Origin of the sequence: Bacillus cereus group sp. MYBKT14-1 (assembly GCF_051915185.1) — a bacterium.
In the GTDB taxonomy this organism is placed as follows: Bacteria; Bacillota; Bacilli; order Bacillales; family Bacillaceae_G; genus Bacillus_A; species Bacillus_A cereus.
Window position 1 is genome coordinate 811,459 of record NZ_JBQAEF010000001.1, and the last position, 17,776, is coordinate 829,234.

Below are 17,776 nucleotides of genomic sequence, written 5' to 3' on the forward strand. Positions count from 1 at the left end.
AATAATATTTGAAAGAATCGTTACTTTAACCTAGTAATAGTATGGTTGCTGACATGGTCCACCGTAACAAGGATAAGGTGCTGGCGGCGGGAAAGGTGGTGGATAAGGTGGATAAAATGGTCGAGGGCCGAAAGCTAATGCTCCGCCGAGCAATCCACCAGCAATTCCAGCTAGAAAGGGAACGCCAAAAAACGGGAAGAAGCGTGAGTCGCCTACTGGACCAATAGGTGCTGAACGGACTGGAATTGGTTGATAATATGGATACATGAACATACCTCCTTTATTGGACTCACTTTTATCATATGGTAAACGAAACATGGATGAGCGCGTACAAGAAAGGATATGTAAGAAAATAGGCGAATTATTACGAATGTTGGAGTGTGAGAATTGTGATTTCAGGTTTTGACATAAAACGAAATGGGACACGTGTTCTTCCGAGGCCTCGATTGACATAGAGAGTTAAATCCTGCATCGTATAGAAGCCTTCAATATAGTCTTTGGCGAGTGATGGTGTAATAATAGCCCCTAAAAAAGGAATTTGTACTTGTCCGCCATGGCTATGACCAGAAAGTTGCAAGTTGATTGGATATTTGGAAATTTGCGGCGCGATATCTGGCTCGTGAACAAGAACGATGTTATAAGTATTTTGCCGCGCATGTTGTAATGTTTTCTCTATTTTTGGTTTGCCTAGTAGTATATCATCGAGACCGAAAATAGAAATTTCACTATTATCCATTAGACGAATTCTTTTTTCACTATTTAGCAATAGTTCAAATCCTGATTCACGCATGATGTGCTCATAGTATTCAGTTCCATATCCACCGTGATCATGGTTACCATAAATAGCGAATTTACCGAAGGGGGCTTGTATATTTTTTAAAATGGATGCGACGAAAGGAGTGTCAGTATACGTTTGATAATTATCAATGAGATCTCCGGTAAAAAGGACAATATCTGGATTTACAGTATTAATTTTAGAAACAACTTGAGATAAATGTTGAAGCGAGAAATAGTATCCGAGATGTAAATCGCTGAATTGAAGAATTTTCATACCATGAAAACTTTTTGGGATGAGTTGTGATTTTAATGTGTGCTGTGTAAAAGAAATGAAATGGGGTTCTATATATTTAGCATAGTAGTATCCGATGCCACTGGTTATAAATGAATAGAGACAAGTACGCATACCAATTTTTAAAAAATTTCTTCTTGTAATGTGCGTCATAAAAATATGAGTATACCTCAATGTTTTTATTCCATTTACAGGCTACTCAAATCTCCTTTCAGTTTATTTAAAAATATACTTTACATAATAAAAAATTAGTATAGATTACGAAAAAAATGAATAAAAAGAAAGTTCTTTACATTAAAATATCAGAAAAGTTTAAAAATATAAAGATTTCTATCAAATAAAGTGATAAAATGAATGTGTATTCATTTTTTGGAGGGGATGTATGTGAAAGAAAAGGTAGTTATTATAACAGGTGGATCGAGTGGAATGGGAAAAGGAATGGCGACTCGCTTTGCAAAAGAAGGGGCACGAGTTGTTATTACAGGACGTACAAAAGAAAAACTAGAGGAAACAAAGTTGGAAATTGAACAATTTCCAGGGCAAGTATTACCTGTACAAATGGATGTAAGAAATACGGATGACATTCAGAAAATGATTGAACAGATTGATGAGAAGTTTGGTCGAATTGATGTTTTAATAAATAATGCCGCTGGAAACTTTATTTGTCCAGCAGAAGATTTATCCGTGAATGGCTGGAATTCGGTCATTAATATTGTATTAAACGGTACATTTTACTGTAGCCATGCTGTCGGAAAATATTGGATTGAAAAAGGTATAAAAGGGAATATCATTAACATGGTAGCAACATATGCATGGGATGCAGGTCCAGGAGTTATTCATTCGGCTGCAGCGAAGGCAGGAGTATTAGCGATGACGAAGACGCTCGCTGTTGAGTGGGGACGTAAATATGGAATACGAGTTAACGCTATCGCTCCAGGACCAATTGAACGTACGGGCGGTGCTGATAAATTATGGATTTCAGAAGAAATGGCTAAGCGTACGATACAAAGTGTTCCGCTTGGAAGGCTGGGTACGCCAGAAGAAATCGCTGGTCTAGCTTATTATTTATGCTCAGATGAAGCTGCGTACATAAATGGAACTTGCATGACAATGGATGGAGGACAACATTTACATCAATATCCATTTTAAAAGGGATAAAAAAATGAATGTTTGATTCATTTTTTTACGGTTAAATGTGACGGAATTGTGACATATGAAAGAAAAGTGTTTACAAGAGGTCATATATACGTTATATTTAAGACCTCTTTTTTCTTCATAGTAGAATTGCTAATTCCCCTTAGCATTTTACCCCTCTAATCCCTTCAGGAAAACTGAAGGGATTTTTTATTATTTTTCCGTAAATATCATGTTATAATTTTTGAAAAGTAAAGGGAGGGAAGCACGTTGATAGATGCATTAGATGTAATGAGTAACTTGGATAAAGTCCTTCCTTATTATCAAGCTATTTTTAGTGCTGATGAGCATACTGTAATTGGATATGAAGTAGTAGGACGTATTCAAACAGAAGAGGGCATACAAAGTTTAGCTTCTTTCTTTCACGATGATTCGATTCCAAGTGAATTTCAACTGGAAGCGGATAATATTATAGTAGAAAAAGCTTTAAATCGTTATTTAGAAAGCGATCAAAAATTATTATTATTTATACATCGGAATGCTAATGTATTAATGAATGATGATGATGAAAGCTTGCTTCAACTTTTATTGAGGTATGAAGAACAAGGTTTAAATTTAAAACAAATTGTTTTAGAGATTACAGAGCATGAATGTAAAGAAGATATAGAGCAATTTAATCATTTGCTTATGTATTATCGTACATATGGTATTCAAATTTCGATTAATAAAGTCGGAACGGGTACAAGTAATTTAGAGCGTATTAGCGTGTTAGCACCTGATATTTTAAAAGTAGATTTAACGAACTTAAGGCAAACAGCACTTTTACAATCTTATCAAGATATTTTATATTCTTTATCATTACTTGCTAGAAGAATTGGTGCAACTTTATTATATGAAGAAATAGATGCTTTTTATCAACTGCAATATGCTTGGAAGAACGGCGGAAGATATTATCAAGGTAATTATTTAAAAGAATGTTTACCTGATTTTATTGAAACGAATGTTTTGAAAGAGCGACTAGGTAATGAATGTCATCAGTTTATTCAGCATGAAAAGAAGAAGTTACAAAAAATTTATAATTTAACAGAGATGTTACGCGATCGCATTGGCGATGTTTTATCAAAACAAAAAAAGAATGAAGATATAAATGATTGGTTATTACAATTTAGTCAAAGTGTATCACAGTGTAGTTTTCGTATATTTATTTGTAATGAAGATGGTTTCCAACAATCAGGAAATGTTATGAAAAAAGATGGAGAATGGATTGTGATGCCAGATTATTATATGAAGAACTGGAGCTGGCGCCCGTATTTTCTCGAGAATATAATGAAAATGCGTTTTGAGAATAAGGCGAGGCTTTCAGATTTATATGCAGATATTGAAACGGGAGAAATGGTACGAACATTTTCTTTCCCGATTGATGATGACAACTTTTTATTTATAGATTTATCTTATGAATATTTATATGAAGAAGATGTTTTATTTTAATGCACGAAGAGATTCGTGCATTTTTTGTTTGTTTTTATCATAAATTGGTAATAGTGAAAATGGTGATGAAAATGCTGTCTATCGTTGTAAAGATTTTACGAACGAAATCTGTCCTTTCTTTGCATAATCATTGTTACAATGAATACTACAAAGACAAGTTTTTTTAAAGGAAGGTGAAAAAATGAGGAAATATGGAATATGGCTTGTTCTATTTGTATGTGTTGCCTTTCTAGTTGGTTATAGTGTTACCACTGTTTTAGGAAAAGAGGAAGTGGAAGTCGATCGGAAAGAAGTATTTACAACGATACAAAAAGGCTATGAAACCCAGTTTTCAATTCGTGGGAAGCATTTGCCGATGAATAAGATGATAGAGACGTTATCACCGTATTTTACAGATAATTTCCTTCAAGTATTTACAGATGAAAATAGCAGAAGTGATAAACAAAGTGGTGAATATTTACTTCCGGCAAAAGAAGCACCGTTTTCTTTTAATTCAGAAACGAAAATGTCGTATGATCAAGAGCATAAAAATTTATATGTATATGAGCGGACAAAAAGTGGACAATATCAAATTGTAACATTGAAAAGGGATCAAGATAAATGGAAGTTAGCAGGATATCATGAAAGTCAGGAACTTTTAACTGAAATAAAAAGGTTGCAACAATTATAAAGTGAAACTTTTAATTAGTGGGAGTTTTACTACCTACAAACAGCGGGATAAGAATAGGAATAGGTATTTACCTATTCCTATTCTATATTGAGTAGTTGTTGTAACTTTTCAATTTGAAAACCTGCAACTACTTCGCCATCAATTACGACTGTTGGAGTTGAATAGGAATCATAGTCGTTTAAAAGACGATTGCGAGCAGCAGCGTCTTTTTTTACGTCAAATTCTTCATATGCAACGTTATTATGCTTCAAAAATTCTTTTACAATAACACATGGCGGACAATCGGGTTGTGTATAAACCTCAATTTTTTTCATTGTAATTCCTCCTTTTTTCTGTTTTTTATTATATTCTTCCAGTATAAAAACCGCAATAATGAAGGAGAAATATGTTCTTTCTGTTTTTTCCTTCGCATTTCGACAAATTTTTAGTTGAGTTTCTGGCCAATAACCTTTATCCTAGAGTGTGGAACATTTTTTCTGTTATGACGGATAGAATGAGTATAGCTGTAAAACCTATTGGTAGGAAGATCAGAGAAAGGAGAGATTTCATGTCTCTACTCCAAGGAATTTTAACTCGACTTGTTAGTCTACAAGAACAAGCTGAAAGCGGTGAAGTAGCACAACGCTATTTTGAAGTGAACGGTGAGCGCAAATGTAGCGTGAAATTTTTCGATAAAAGTGAAATGTATGAGTTAGAAGTGTATCAACAAGGTGAAAAACCTCAAGTATATCAATTCGATAATATCGACATGGTTGCAATTGAGATTTACGATATCATTTCTTGATACATATAAAAAAGGTACTGCCACATGGCAGTACCTTTTTTAGTTCTATTACTTTCTAGCATAATGTATAGAAGTTTTTTATTTTTCCTACAATGGTATTAAAATGAAAATTTAATCCGTGCAAGTTTGCTTATCCATGTGGATAATTAGTCCCGTCAACCGGGTGAATATGTGAAGCTAAACTTCTCACTATCGCTGGGTTTTGCAAATAGCGGGAGAAATATAACTAGGAGGTTATCGTATGGAACGTTTACCAGTTGTGATTTGTCCTAATTGTCAAAGTTCTGCTGAGATTATTCATGTATTAACGGCTCAATCTAATCAAAATGTAATTTATACGTGCCAAGTTTGTCACTTTGTAATTCGAAATATTGAAACGAATAAAGGATAGGAAGTTATAATTTTAGTTTTTGTCCCATACAATGAGAATACGAAAAGTCTGTCTAATTGAAAGGACGTGACTCTGTGGACGGTGCACATAAATTTTACAATGTTTCAGAGAGACATTTAAATTTTGATATGGTCTTTAACCGTATTTGTAGTTTCATTGAAAAGGATCCGCGAAATTTGTATCGATTATCCATTGGGACAGACTCGCAAGCGCATCAAAAGGATACGAGGTTTATTACAGCAATCCATATTCATCGTGTTGGAAAAGGTGCCTGGGGTTGTTTACACCATAGATCAGTAAAAGATAAGCCAGCGACCTTACGTGAGAAAATATATTTAGAAACGCAGTTTAGTCAAGAAATCGCATGTCTATTTACGCCTACTCATATACAAACAATATGGGAGTTATTGCATCCTTATGCTCAAGATGGGGCTGGATTCATAATGGAAATTCATTTAGACATTGGGAATGATGGCTTAACAAAAGAATTTATTTTAGATATGACAGAAAAAATTCGAGCGATGGGATTAACTGCAAAAATTAAGCCGGATGCTTATGCGGCGTTTAGCTATGCAAATCGATATACGAAATGATTTTTTTGTATGTGTACGATTGTTACATATCTTTTAATAAAAACTGAATATTACATCTATTAAATAGGTTGAATTTTTTATATAATAAGAGTAACGATGCGAGTGTAAGGAGAGGGGTATATGCAAAGGGAAGTTGTTTTAACGAAGGAAGAAGAAAGTTTACTACTAGATATTTTATTTCAGCAAAATTACGCAAGTGAAATTTTAGCTGTGGAACTTACAGATATTGAGAATGGTTTGAAACAGACAGATGTGATGCAATATAAAAAAATCACAAGGTTATTTTACAGATTAAAAAATAAAGGGTATTAAGCGCTACCGGAATGGTAGTCTTTTTTTTGTGCGGTATGCTAAAATAGCTGTGTGATTGTATTTTTATTGAAATAAATTTAGGACAAAATAATAATATGAAAACGCTGTCATAAAATGTGAATAGAGTTGTGAACATAAGCAGGAAAAAGGGAAAATGGGGGATGTAATATGATTAGTATTCCGAAAGACGAATTTCAACAAATTCTTGTGAAGGATTTAATGATTTCATCGGAAAAAGTAGCTCATGTCCAAATTGGAAATAGTTTAGAACATGCTTTACTCGTTCTTGTAAAATCTGGATATTCAGCGATACCTGTCTTAGATCCAATGTATAAACTACATGGTTTGATTAGTACTGCCATGATATTAGATGGTATGTTAGGATTAGAACGTATTGAGTTTGAAAGGCTCGATGATATGAAAGTAGAGCAGGTGATGAAAGAAGATATACCTGTTCTTAAATTAGACGATTCATTTGCAAAAGCTTTAGAAATGACAATTGATCATCCTTTTATTTGCGCTGTTAATGAAGAAGGCTATTTTGAGGGGATTTTAACACGTCGGGCTATTTTAAAATTGTTGAATAAGAAAGTAAGGCAACATAATCGATAAAGTGAAAAAAGTGACTTCATAGAAACGAAGAAGTCACTTTTTTTTCGTGCATATCACTTGTGTATGTATTATATTTAAAAAGACATAAAACATAAGGAAAGTTTGTGCTGGACAATTGTATTTTCTGAATGAAAGCATTCGGGTAAATTAAGGATGAAAAGCTTATTGAAATAAGGTGTATGGAAGCTAAGGAAAGAGGGAGAAAGTTGCAAATTGATGATTTTCAAATGATGGTTGTGTTAGCTCAGGAATCAAATATGAGAAAAGCGGCGGAACGTTTATTTGTTTCCCAACCTGCGCTGAGTCAACGATTACAATCTATGGAGAAACAATGGGGAATGAAGTTTTTTATTCGCTCACAAAAAGGATTGACAATTACACCTGAAGGGGAAAAAGTTGCAAATTATGCCAAAGAAATGTTGCAAAGGGAAGAAGATATAAAAAGTGAGCTGGCTGTTTTCAGAACGGAAACTCATGGAACGTTAAAAATAGCTGTTGCATCAGTTATTGGTCAATATTGGCTCCCACCTGTTTTGAAAAAGTTTGTGCATAAATATCCTTCTGTAAAGATATCGCTGTTTACTGGATGGAGTAGTGAAGTGCAAAAGCAGTTTTATGAAGGAGACGTGCATGTTGCTATACTGAGGGGAACACAAGAATATAAAGGTCAGAAGCAACAATTATTTGAAGATGAACTGTATTTAGTTGATAAAGAAATAAAAGATATTTCGATGTTAAAAGAAACAAATAGGCCGTTCATTCAATTTAAAAGTGACTCGACTTATTATGGACAAATACAAAATTGGTGGTATGGTTTATTTTCTAATCCGCCTAAGCGAACGATTGTAGTTGACCAAATTGAAACATGTAAACAACTTGTTTTAAATGGTATAGGTTATGCCCTTTTACCTTCTACTGTTTTAAAGGAAGTACAGGAAAATATGTATAAAACACCTGTTCAACTGACGAGAGAAACATGGTTGTTAACAAGTGACTCGGCAAGGCAGTTGAAGCAAGTACAAGCATTTTTAGAAATTATAGAAGAAATTCAAAGGGGAAAATAAGATTATTATCTTGCTACTCGCTCTTTCGTTTGGTAGAGTAACATTATAAATGGATTTAGGAGGCAACAAGAATGAAAATGATGGACGCTAACGAAATTATTTCGTTTATTCAAAAAAGTGAAAAGAAAACTCCTGTAAAGGTATACATAAAAGGGGATTTAAAAGAAGTAACATTCCCTGAAACAGTACAAGCATTTGTGAATAAAAAATCAGGTGTATTATTCGGAGAATGGTCTGAAATTAAGACAATTCTTGATGAGAATAATAAGCACATCGTTGACTACGTTGTAGAAAACGATCGTCGTAATTCTGCAATCCCAATGCTTGATTTAAAAGGTATTAAAGCTCGCATCGAGCCAGGTGCTATTATTCGTGACCATGTTGAAATTGGTGACAACGCTGTAATTATGATGAATGCAACAATTAACATTGGTGCTGTAATTGGTGAAGGTTCTATGATCGACATGAACGCAGTACTTGGTGGACGTGCAACAGTCGGTAAAAACTGTCACGTAGGTGCAGGTGCTGTACTTGCAGGTGTTATTGAGCCACCTTCTGCAAAACCAGTTATCGTTGAAGATGATGTAGTAATCGGTGCAAATGTAGTTGTTTTAGAGGGTGTTACAGTAGGTAAAGGTGCAGTTGTAGCAGCGGGAGCTGTTGTAACAGAAGATGTGCCTCCATACACAGTTGTTGCAGGTACTCCAGCACGTGTAATTAAAGAAATTGATGAGAAGACAAAAGCAAAAACAGAAATTAAACAAGAGCTTCGTCAATTAAACCCAGAGAAATAAAAAGTAAAAAAAGCGTAAGAGCGTAAATGGGCTCTTACGCTTTTTATAGATAGAGGTGCAAAAATGACAGTAAGCAAATTTGTCCAAATTCGTAGAGATCTACATAGAATTCCAGAAATCGGATTTAAGGAATGGAAAACACAACAGTATATTTTAGATTATATAGGAACACTTTCTCATGAATTTGTGGAAGTGAAGACATGGAAAACGGGTGTAATCGTTAAAGTAAATGGAAAAAATCCCGAAAAAATAATAGGTTATCGTGCAGATATAGACGGTTTACCAATTACAGAGGAAACTGGATACGAGTTTGCTTCTATTCATGAAGGAATGATGCATGCATGTGGCCATGATGTACATACAACAATCGGTTTAGGCCTTCTAACGAAAGCTGTGAGCGAAAGAATAGATGATGACCTTGTATTTCTATTCCAGCCAGCAGAAGAAGGACCAGGCGGTGCTCTTCCTATGTTAGAAAGTGAAGAGTTAAAAGAATGGAAACCAAATATAATTCTTGGTCTTCATATTGCACCAGAATACGCTGTGGGGACAATTGCAACGAAAGAAGGACTGTTATTTGCCAATACTTCAGAATTATATATTGATTTAAAAGGGAAAGGTGGCCATGCTGCCTATCCACATACTGCAAATGACATGATTGTTGCAGCGAGTCATCTTGTTACACAGCTTCAATCCGTTATTAGTCGCAATGTAAATCCTCTTGATAGTGCAGTAATTACAATCGGGAAAATTACTGGTGGTACGGTTCAAAATATTATTGCAGAAAAATCTCGTTTAGAAGGAACGATTCGAACATTATCAGTGGAATCAATGAAGCGTGTGAAAAGCAGAATTGAGTCAATTGTTGCAGGTATCGAAGCTTCTTTCCAGTGTGAGGCGATTATAGATTACGGAGCAATGTATCATCAAGTATATAACCATGAAGAGTTAACGAGAGAGTTTATGGAATTTGTACATAAACAAACTGATATGAATGTTATTACATGTACTGAGGCAATGACGGGTGAAGATTTTGGTTATATGCTTCGAGAAATCCCTGGATTTATGTTTTGGCTTGGAGTAAATTCAGAATATGGTTTACATCATGCAAAATTAAAACCAGACGAAGAAGTGATTGAAAAGGCAATTACATTTTTAAGCCAATATGTAAAGTGGAAAGGGAATAGAAAATAAAACTTCCACTTTCTTGAAGGTTCCAAAAAACTTTTTGTTCTGAGGTGTAAGTAACGCTCGTATAGATTGATTTTAGACATTTACATACAAATGGAAGAATTAAAGTTAATTGTACTGTTTTAATAATGAGCAGGGGGTTTAGCCACTGCTCATTATTAATTATTTGACTAACTTATATATGTTTACTTTTAGTATGAAAAGTGTGTAAAATCAATGTGAAACATAGAAAAAAGGGTGGGGAATTACGTGCAAATTAGCAGTGCGATTTTATGTTTCGTCTTATATGCGTATGTTATTATTGCGGCGGTTTATTTTGGGATAAGTTTTTATGCCTATCGTCTAGTAGATAATAATGAATATGACGAAACATACAAATGGGTGAAGAGATATTTATCACCTGTACTAGAAATTATGAATGGGTTTGTGCTCTTTTTATTTATTGGATTAATTGCTTTTTCAACGAGTTTAGTAGGGAATAAAACTACGTTATTTGTATTGGGTATCATTATTTTTATGTTGTTAGGAATAAGGATTGGTAATACGGTCTTTTGGAATGAAAGAAAAGTAGATGGTTGGACGGGAATGTTAATTCCGTGCATGTTAGCTGCAATCGTGACAAATATAGAGCATGAATATTATCAATTACATTTTTGGCTTATTATCGTTTTAACAATTCTTTCTGTTTTGTATATAAGCACAGTAGTACTAACATATATTGCACATGAAAAAGGAGATGTTAAAGGCACTCGTTTCTTTAGAGGACGGGCATTATTTTGGAGTGTGCCGACGATGGTAGTTATCGCGCTTATTGCGATATTAGTAAATGGATATCAATTTTCTAATTGGCAACTATTTTTAGAAAATTGGTGGATCTTTATCTTTTCGTTTATTGCTTTTTTAGGTGCAACGCATTATTTATTCCATCAACATCATTACATATGGGCGTTGTTATTTGCATTCACACAGCTTCTATTTGCCTTTTTTGGTCAAGAAACATTATTATTCGTTTTTGAAACATTTAGTTCTTTTGGAAATATATTTGTATTTGCTATGCTACTTGTTGGTATCGCTTTTTACTTACAACAATATTTTTATATACAAAAACAAAAATAAGAGCTAATTACAGTTTTTGTGACGCATATAAAGTGTGTTACACTGAAAATAAATAGTACTTGAAGTTATTGGAGGAATTCCTGTGGGTGAGAAAGAAAAAGAATTTGCTGTCATTGGACTTGGTCGCTTTGGTGGAAGTATTTGCCGAGAACTAGCTCAATTAGGTATGGAAGTAATGGCAATCGATTCAGATGAGGATAAAATTAATGAATTTGCAAATATAGCTTCGCATGCTGTAATTGCAGATTCAACAGATGAGATGGTATTAAAAAGCCTTGGTATTCGAAATTTTGATCACGTAGTCGTTGCTATTGGAGATAATTTAAATTCAAGTATTTTAACGACTTTGATTTTGAAAGAGTTGGGTGTAAAAAATATTACTGTAAAAGCTCAAAATGATTATCATGAAAAAGTGTTAAGTAAAATAGGTGCAGATCATATTGTGCATCCAGAACGTGATATGGGAAAAAGGATTGCTAATAATATTGCATCAAGCAATGTGTTAGACTACCTTGAGCTTTCAGATGAGCATAGTATTGTAGAGATTATTGCGAATAAAAAAATTGATGGGCACTCTTTAATTGAATTAGATATTCGTGCGAAGTTTGGATTGAATATTGTAGCAATTAAACGAGGCAAAGAAGTTATCGTATCCCCTCGAGCTACGGAGAATATTCAAGCAGGAGATATATTAATTGTCATTGGTCATGACGATGAAGTGGATCGATTTAAACACTTTTTAAGATAAGAGAAAAGAAAAGGACAATGCCTTCATGGCATTGTCCTTTTCTTATATTTCCATAATGATTGGTAAAATCATTGGACGGCGTTTCGTTTTCTCATATAGGAATGGAGCTAATGTGTCTGTAATTTCATTTTTAATTTCAGACCATTGTGTTGTTTTACGCTCCATTACTTTTTCTAAATGAGTTGTAATTAATGTTTGTGCATCATTGATTAAATCGCTACTTTCACGCATGTAAACGAAACCGCGTGAGATGATATCAGGTCCTGCTGCAACTTTAAATTCTTTCATATCAATGCTTACAACTACAATTACAAGTCCTTCTTCAGAAAGGATACGACGATCGCGTAATACGATATTGCCAATATCTCCAATACCGTTTCCATCAATGTAGACCGAACCAGATGGGATTTTTCCAGCTACGCTAGCTTCATCCGAACGTAAAGCAAGAACATCGCCATTATCCATAATGAAGCAATTTTCTTCAGGGATGCCACAATCATTTGCTATGTTCATGTGCATACGCTGCATACGATATTCACCATGAATTGGCATGAAGTACTTCGGTTTAATTAGACGTAACATTAACTTTTGTTCTTCTTGTCCACCGTGTCCACTTGTATGGATATTTGAAAGTTTCCCATGAATTACATCAGCGCCAGCGCGGTACAACATGTTAATTGTACGACTTACGCTAATTGTATTTCCTGGAATTGGTGAAGAAGAGAAAACAACTGTATCTCCAGGAATAATTTGAATTTGGCGGTGTGTACCGTTTGCAATACGTGAAAGTGCTGCCATCGGTTCACCTTGACTACCTGTACATAAAATAACAACTTTATTAGCTGGTAAGCGGTTTAGTTGAGATGCATCTATGAATGTATCTTTCGGGCAACGAATATAACCAAGGTTTTGTCCAATTTCAATCGCTGCTTCCATACTTCGACCAAACACAGCTACTTTACGGTTGTTTTCAACAGCAGCTTCAACAACTTGTTGTAAGCGGTGAATATTTGATGCAAAGGTTGCGAATATAATCCGTCCTTCTACTTTACGGAAAATGTCTTGAATGCTATCACCAACGCGACGCTCAGACATAGTAAAGTTTGGAACTTCACTGTTCGTACTATCAGATAATAGACATAGTACGCCATCTTTACCGATTTCAGCCATTTTTGTTAAATCAGCTGGTTCACCAACTGGTGTGAAGTCAAATTTGAAGTCACCTGTATGAACGACTTGACCTTGAGGTGTTTTCACAACAACGCCGTACGAATCTGGAATACTGTGAGTTGTACGGAAGAAGGATACAGACGTTTTTTTGAATTTAATAACGTCATCTTCTTGAATCTCGTAAAGTTTTGCTTTACGAAGTAAGCCGTGTTCTTCTAGTTTGTTTTTGATGAGTGCAATTGCTAATTTTCCGCCGTAAATTGGAATGTTCACTTGACGTAATAGGTAAGGGATTCCGCCGATATGATCTTCGTGACCATGTGTAATGAATAACCCTTTAATTTTATCTTCGTTTCGCACAAAATAAGTGTAGTCTGGTATTACATAATCGATTCCGAGAAGTTCGTCCTCTGGAAATTTAATTCCAGCATCAATTATAATAATTTCATCTTGAAATTGAACAGCGTATGTATTTTTACCGATTTCACCAAGCCCACCGAGAGCAAATACAGCAACTTGGTCGTTTTTTAGAAATTTCATATCGCTATACGATTTCCGCTAATGTTAAATCAGCGTTTTCTTTTTCATATTCAAGATGAGCGCCAGTAACAGACTGAACAAACTCGATATTATATGCGAACTTATTTAATTTTGTACGAACATCCTTTTCAGACGTAGCCTCTAAATATAAAACTTTTGTATTTTCACGTACTGGAACCTCAGTTAATTTTTCTTGATAAAATACTTTAAAAATCATTTGGAAAACCTCTCCTTGTCTATGTTTTGCATTATCTGTTACTTATTATAAAGCAAACAGTCACGATTTTCATGTTTTTTCGAATGAGAATGAAGAAAAAGCCCGAAATGGGCACAATTTAAGCGACTGTCTTTTTACGGACTAGACCATTTAAATAACGCTTGAGCTTTTTCTTCAGCTTCTTCAGCATGATTACTCCTTCCTTTCCTTATTTTAAACATGCCTATTACTAGTGAAAACTCTATCTCTGATATAAGAGATAGGACAAAAGTGAATGGTGAATCTTGTCCTTTCCCATACAGTGGAAGTTATTCTATAGTAACGATTAGTAGCCGTTAGTTATAGGTATAGTATGAGGAAGAATGGAAAAGAAAATTCATACGAACAAGTATCCACATGTTTTACTAATATATATATGCAAAGTTTACAAATAAGGTCAGAAAGGGAACGCTTTCTTCACAGATGTTTAATATGTTATACTTTTTTTTAGAATTTGAAAAGTGATATTCAAAATAGGAATATAGAGTGCCAGAAAGGATTTTGACAAATGAATGATAAAATTGTCTTTTTTGATATTGATGGAACATTATTAGATCATGATAAAAAAATTCCGCAATCTACACGAGATGCAGTAAAACAGTTACAAGAAAAAGGTGTGCATGTAGCAATTGCGACAGGGCGCGCGCCATTTATGTTCGAAGATATTCGTAAGGAACTTGATATACATAATTATGTTAGTTTTAATGGACAATATGTTGTCTTTGAAGATGAGGTAATATTTAATAATCCGTTACATCCAGATGCTTTACATAAGTTTACTCAGTTTGCAAAACAAGAAGGATATCCACTTGTATATCTTGACCATCAAGATATGAGAGCATCAGTGGAATATCATGATTATGTGAAAGAAGGCTTTGGAAGCTTAAACTTTGAGCATCCAGCATATGAGCCTAATTTTTATGAGGAACGTAATATTTATCAAACACTACTTTTTTGTGAAGTAAATGAAGAGGAAAAGTTTATTAATCATTATCCAGATTTTCATTTTATTCGTTGGCATGCATATTCAATGGATATCATTCCGCATGGTGGTTCTAAGGCAAAAGGAATTGAGAAATACATTGAAAAGTTAGGTTTTAATCGTGATCAAGTGTATGCATTTGGAGATGGCTTAAATGATTTAGAAATGATCGAAGCCGTTGGCACAGGTATTGTGATGGGAAATGGCCATGAAGACTTGAAAAAACTTGCAAATCATGTGACAAAGGATGTTAATGAAGACGGTATATATCATGGACTAAAGTGGGCTGGATTGCTATAAGTGAATATGGAACCCATTTCATAATAAAAAGGCGGAAGATTAACTTCCGCCTTTTTATTATTATCGCTCTAGAGGTTTGGAATCATCAGGAGCGGCAAAAGGATTTTCTTTATTGATATGGTCATAGAACATAACGCCATTTAAATGGTCAATCTCGTGCTGAAATACGATTGCTGGTAAACCTTTTAAACGTAATTTTACTTCTTCTCCGTTAATAGAAGTTGCTTTTACTGTAATTCTTGTATAACGAGGAACATAACCAGGTACTTCGCGGTCTACAGATAGACAGCCTTCACCACCCTGTAAATATGTACGTTCAACAGAATGGCTAATGATTTTTGGATTGAATAATGCATGGCTATATAATGTACCATCCGCATCGGTTACATGAACTGCAATCATTTTTTTTGAAACACCGATTTGCGGAGCCGCTAATCCGATTCCAGGGCGTAAACTATATTTTTCAGCCATTTCAGGATCTTGGCTATTTATTACGAATTCAATCATTTCTTTTAAGGTAGTTGTATCTTCTTCGCTTGCCGGTAAGGACACCTCTTCTGCAACGTTGCGCAAAATAGGATCTCCTTCGCGAATAACATCTTTCATTGTAAGCATATGTAATCTCTCCTTTCCTCTTTAGTCTACCAAAGGAGATGGAAAAAGTCATCGGCAAGAAAGGGAAGGCATTTTGGAACTCGTTCTATTATAGAGTAGTTATGTATGTGATAAACAGAAAAAGACGGCAAAGCCGTCTTTTTCTTTCCATAGTTGTTTCGTTTTACAATTAGCGAATGCAAGCAGCACCAACGATAATTAAAAGAATAAACAACACAACGATTAAGGCGAAGCCGCGTCCAGACCCGCCACAAGAACCGCCATAACCGTAGGAAGGATATGAACAAGTTGGATAGCAATATGAGTATCCGTACATGAGATGACCTCCTTTATCATTTCCCGCTAATACTGCGGTTACTATAATGTATGGAAGAGAGGGTAGAAATGTATAGGTATTTACCTAAAAAAGGAAGAGTAGTTTGTATATTTTTGTTACGAAGAGAGAAAAACTAAAGAGAATTAAATCGTTTACATATTATTCTAAGAGAAAAAATAAGTGAAAAAGGGAATAATATAACAGTAGGTCAATGCTTACTAATACAGATGTAAAAAATAAAAACACGTTTGTGTAGTAGAAACCTGCATATTATTTATAAAAAAACGTATTCAAAGTAATTGACATCGTAATTAGAATAGTTGTAAACTAAAAAACGTGATCAAGATTGTATTAATATGTTTCTGAAAAAACATTAGTACAGATTGTTAGGTACACAAAATTATTCTCAACCGACATACAAACATGTTGGTTTACATCGTTGCGCTTTTTAAACTGGAAAATAGCCAGTGAAAGCGTTTCAGAATATGGTTCAAGAGAGGAAGAGGTGAACGGAATGGGTACTAAAACAAAAAAGACCCTATTTAATGTTGATGAGCAAATGAAAGCTATCGCAGCTCAATTTGAAACATTACAAATTTTAAATGAAAACGGTGAAGTTGTGAATGAAGCAGCTATGCCTGAATTATCTGATGATCAATTAAAAGAATTAATGCGTCGTATGGTGTATACTCGCGTATTAGATCAACGTTCTATTTCTTTAAACCGTCAAGGACGTTTAGGTTTCTACGCACCTACAGCTGGACAAGAAGCTTCTCAATTAGCAAGTCATTTCGCACTTGAAGCAGAAGACTTCATCTTACCAGGATACCGTGATGTACCACAATTAGTATGGCACGGATTACCATTATACCAAGCATTCTTATTCTCTCGTGGACACTTCATGGGTAACCAAATGCCTGAGAATGTAAATGCATTAGCTCCACAGATCATTATCGGTGCGCAAATCATCCAAACTGCTGGTGTTGCGTTAGGTATGAAACTACGTGGTAAAAAATCTGTTGCAATTACTTACACTGGTGACGGTGGTGCTTCACAAGGTGACTTCTACGAAGGTATGAACTTTGCAGGTGCATTCAAAGCTCCAGCAATCTTCGTTGTTCAAAACAACCGTTATGCAATCTCTACTCCAGTAGAAAAGCAATCTGCAGCTAAAACTGTAGCACAAAAAGCAGTAGCAGCAGGTATTTACGGAATTCAAGTAGACGGTATGGATCCATTAGCTGTATACGCAGCAACTGCTTTCGCTCGTGAGCGCGCAGTAAATGGCGAAGGCCCTACTTTAATCGAGACTTTAACATTCCGTTACGGTCCACATACAATGGCTGGTGATGACCCAACTCGTTATCGTACAAAAGATATCGAAAACGAATGGGAACAAAAAGACCCAATCGTACGCTTCCGTAAGTTCTTAGAAGCTAAAGGCCTATGGTCTCAAGAAGTTGAAGAGACAGTAATCGAAGAAGCAAAAGAAGATATCAAACAAGCAATTGCTAAGGCTGACCAAGCTCCAAAACAAAAAGTAACTGATTTAATGGAAATCATGTACGAAAAAATGCCTTACAACTTAGCTGAACAATATGAAATCTACAAAGAAAAGGAGTCGAAGTAAG

At 34.8% G+C, this 17,776-nt stretch carries 22 protein-coding genes; 15 read left to right on the plus strand and 7 right to left on the minus strand.

Translation table 11 applies throughout. From position 1 onward, the window contains the following. Nucleotides 1-30: 30 nt before the first annotated feature. Together ACTFO4_RS04455 and ACTFO4_RS04460 are read right to left on the minus strand one after the other, a co-directional pair. Nucleotides 31-267 (minus strand): hypothetical protein, encoded by a 237-nt coding sequence (locus ACTFO4_RS04455; protein WP_000283738.1) that lies wholly within the window; start codon nucleotides 265-267, stop codon nucleotides 31-33. A 97-nt stretch (nucleotides 268-364) separates the two neighbouring features. Then, entirely contained in the window at nucleotides 365-1,222 is an 858-nt protein-coding gene (locus ACTFO4_RS04460; protein WP_098772200.1) for a metallophosphoesterase, read from the minus strand. Nucleotides 1,223-1,453: 231 nt separating this feature from the next. Here ACTFO4_RS04460 and fadH point away from each other — a divergent pair, with 231 nt between their 5' ends. From fadH to ACTFO4_RS04475, 3 genes are all read left to right on the plus strand, one after another. Next, the gene (gene fadH, locus ACTFO4_RS04465) at nucleotides 1,454-2,218 is read left to right on the plus strand and encodes a 2,4-dienoyl-CoA reductase (RefSeq protein WP_000660913.1); all 765 of its coding nucleotides are present in this window, start codon (nucleotides 1,454-1,456) and stop codon (nucleotides 2,216-2,218) included. Between the two features lie 255 nt (nucleotides 2,219-2,473). Next, nucleotides 2,474-3,691, plus strand: a complete 1,218-nt coding sequence (locus ACTFO4_RS04470; RefSeq protein ID WP_000564306.1) for an EAL domain-containing protein — start codon at nucleotides 2,474-2,476, stop codon at nucleotides 3,689-3,691. Nucleotides 3,692-3,872: 181 nt separating this feature from the next. After that, nucleotides 3,873-4,361 (plus strand): DUF3993 domain-containing protein, encoded by a 489-nt coding sequence (locus ACTFO4_RS04475; RefSeq protein WP_001233805.1) that lies wholly within the window; start codon nucleotides 3,873-3,875, stop codon nucleotides 4,359-4,361. Nucleotides 4,362-4,438: 77 nt separating this feature from the next. On the opposite strand, the gene ACTFO4_RS04480 is transcribed toward ACTFO4_RS04475, so the two are convergent. Then, nucleotides 4,439-4,675: a glutaredoxin family protein gene (locus ACTFO4_RS04480; RefSeq protein ID WP_000717873.1), complete on the minus strand. Its 237-nt coding sequence runs from the start codon at nucleotides 4,673-4,675 to the stop codon at nucleotides 4,439-4,441. Between the two features lie 233 nt (nucleotides 4,676-4,908). On the opposite strand from ACTFO4_RS04480, the gene ACTFO4_RS04485 reads away from it, so the two are divergent. From ACTFO4_RS04485 to ACTFO4_RS04530, 10 genes are all read left to right on the plus strand, one after another. Continuing rightward, nucleotides 4,909-5,145 (plus strand): YkuJ family protein, encoded by a 237-nt coding sequence (locus ACTFO4_RS04485; protein WP_000055151.1) that lies wholly within the window; start codon nucleotides 4,909-4,911, stop codon nucleotides 5,143-5,145. A 241-nt stretch (nucleotides 5,146-5,386) separates the two neighbouring features. Then, a complete protein-coding gene (locus tag ACTFO4_RS04490) occupies nucleotides 5,387-5,536 on the plus strand; it encodes a hypothetical protein (RefSeq protein ID WP_000440540.1) in 150 nt (49 codons plus the stop codon). A 74-nt stretch (nucleotides 5,537-5,610) separates the two neighbouring features. Continuing rightward, the gene (locus ACTFO4_RS04495) at nucleotides 5,611-6,129 is read left to right on the plus strand and encodes a ribonuclease H-like YkuK family protein (RefSeq protein ID WP_000348489.1); all 519 of its coding nucleotides are present in this window, start codon (nucleotides 5,611-5,613) and stop codon (nucleotides 6,127-6,129) included. A 120-nt stretch (nucleotides 6,130-6,249) separates the two neighbouring features. Beyond that, nucleotides 6,250-6,441: an antirepressor AbbA gene (gene abbA, locus ACTFO4_RS04500; protein WP_001188692.1), complete on the plus strand. Its 192-nt coding sequence runs from the start codon at nucleotides 6,250-6,252 to the stop codon at nucleotides 6,439-6,441. Between the two features lie 168 nt (nucleotides 6,442-6,609). Then, nucleotides 6,610-7,053 carry a cyclic-di-AMP-binding protein CbpB gene (gene cbpB / locus ACTFO4_RS04505; protein WP_000623579.1) on the plus strand — a complete coding sequence of 148 codons (444 nt, stop codon included), beginning with the start codon at nucleotides 6,610-6,612 and terminating at the stop codon, nucleotides 7,051-7,053. Between the two features lie 179 nt (nucleotides 7,054-7,232). Beyond that, complete coding sequence (locus tag ACTFO4_RS04510; protein ID WP_002026259.1) at nucleotides 7,233-8,117, plus strand: LysR family transcriptional regulator; 885 nt, start codon at nucleotides 7,233-7,235, stop codon at nucleotides 8,115-8,117. 71 nt (nucleotides 8,118-8,188) lie between these two features. Beyond that, the gene (gene dapD, locus ACTFO4_RS04515) at nucleotides 8,189-8,911 is read left to right on the plus strand and encodes a 2,3,4,5-tetrahydropyridine-2,6-dicarboxylate N-acetyltransferase (RefSeq protein ID WP_000783241.1); all 723 of its coding nucleotides are present in this window, start codon (nucleotides 8,189-8,191) and stop codon (nucleotides 8,909-8,911) included. A gap of 63 nt (nucleotides 8,912-8,974) precedes the next feature. Then, nucleotides 8,975-10,105, plus strand: coding sequence for an N-acetyldiaminopimelate deacetylase (locus ACTFO4_RS04520; RefSeq protein WP_000218672.1), 1,131 nt, complete (start codon nucleotides 8,975-8,977; stop codon nucleotides 10,103-10,105). A 246-nt stretch (nucleotides 10,106-10,351) separates the two neighbouring features. Further along, complete coding sequence (locus ACTFO4_RS04525) at nucleotides 10,352-11,218, plus strand: cytochrome c oxidase assembly protein (protein WP_001167324.1); 867 nt, start codon at nucleotides 10,352-10,354, stop codon at nucleotides 11,216-11,218. Between the two features lie 82 nt (nucleotides 11,219-11,300). Continuing rightward, on the plus strand, nucleotides 11,301-11,966 hold the full coding sequence (locus ACTFO4_RS04530; protein WP_000504032.1) for a potassium channel family protein: 666 nt from the start codon (nucleotides 11,301-11,303) through the stop codon (nucleotides 11,964-11,966). Nucleotides 11,967-12,008: 42 nt separating this feature from the next. Here ACTFO4_RS04530 and rnjA read toward each other — a convergent pair whose 3' ends face one another. Together rnjA and ACTFO4_RS04540 are read right to left on the minus strand one after the other, a co-directional pair. Next, nucleotides 12,009-13,676 (minus strand): ribonuclease J1, encoded by a 1,668-nt coding sequence (gene rnjA / locus ACTFO4_RS04535; protein ID WP_000670377.1) that lies wholly within the window; start codon nucleotides 13,674-13,676, stop codon nucleotides 12,009-12,011. Between the two features lie 4 nt (nucleotides 13,677-13,680). Beyond that, a complete protein-coding gene (locus ACTFO4_RS04540) occupies nucleotides 13,681-13,893 on the minus strand; it encodes a DNA-dependent RNA polymerase subunit epsilon (RefSeq protein ID WP_000576435.1) in 213 nt (70 codons plus the stop codon). Nucleotides 13,894-14,440: 547 nt separating this feature from the next. Between ACTFO4_RS04540 and ACTFO4_RS04545 the strand changes: the two genes are divergently transcribed. Beyond that, nucleotides 14,441-15,214 carry a Cof-type HAD-IIB family hydrolase gene (locus ACTFO4_RS04545; RefSeq protein ID WP_098771439.1) on the plus strand — a complete coding sequence of 258 codons (774 nt, stop codon included), beginning with the start codon at nucleotides 14,441-14,443 and terminating at the stop codon, nucleotides 15,212-15,214. A gap of 60 nt (nucleotides 15,215-15,274) precedes the next feature. On the opposite strand, the gene def is transcribed toward ACTFO4_RS04545, so the two are convergent. Both def and ACTFO4_RS04555 read right to left on the minus strand, forming a co-directional pair. Next, nucleotides 15,275-15,829 (minus strand): peptide deformylase, encoded by a 555-nt coding sequence (gene def / locus ACTFO4_RS04550; protein ID WP_000957048.1) that lies wholly within the window; start codon nucleotides 15,827-15,829, stop codon nucleotides 15,275-15,277. Between the two features lie 169 nt (nucleotides 15,830-15,998). Continuing rightward, nucleotides 15,999-16,145 carry a YjcZ family sporulation protein gene (locus ACTFO4_RS04555; RefSeq protein WP_000274562.1) on the minus strand — a complete coding sequence of 49 codons (147 nt, stop codon included), beginning with the start codon at nucleotides 16,143-16,145 and terminating at the stop codon, nucleotides 15,999-16,001. A gap of 514 nt (nucleotides 16,146-16,659) precedes the next feature. Between ACTFO4_RS04555 and pdhA the strand changes: the two genes are divergently transcribed. Further along, the gene (pdhA, locus tag ACTFO4_RS04560) at nucleotides 16,660-17,775 is read left to right on the plus strand and encodes a pyruvate dehydrogenase E1 component subunit alpha (RefSeq protein WP_000536895.1); all 1,116 of its coding nucleotides are present in this window, start codon (nucleotides 16,660-16,662) and stop codon (nucleotides 17,773-17,775) included. Nucleotide 17,776 lies beyond the last annotated feature (1 nt).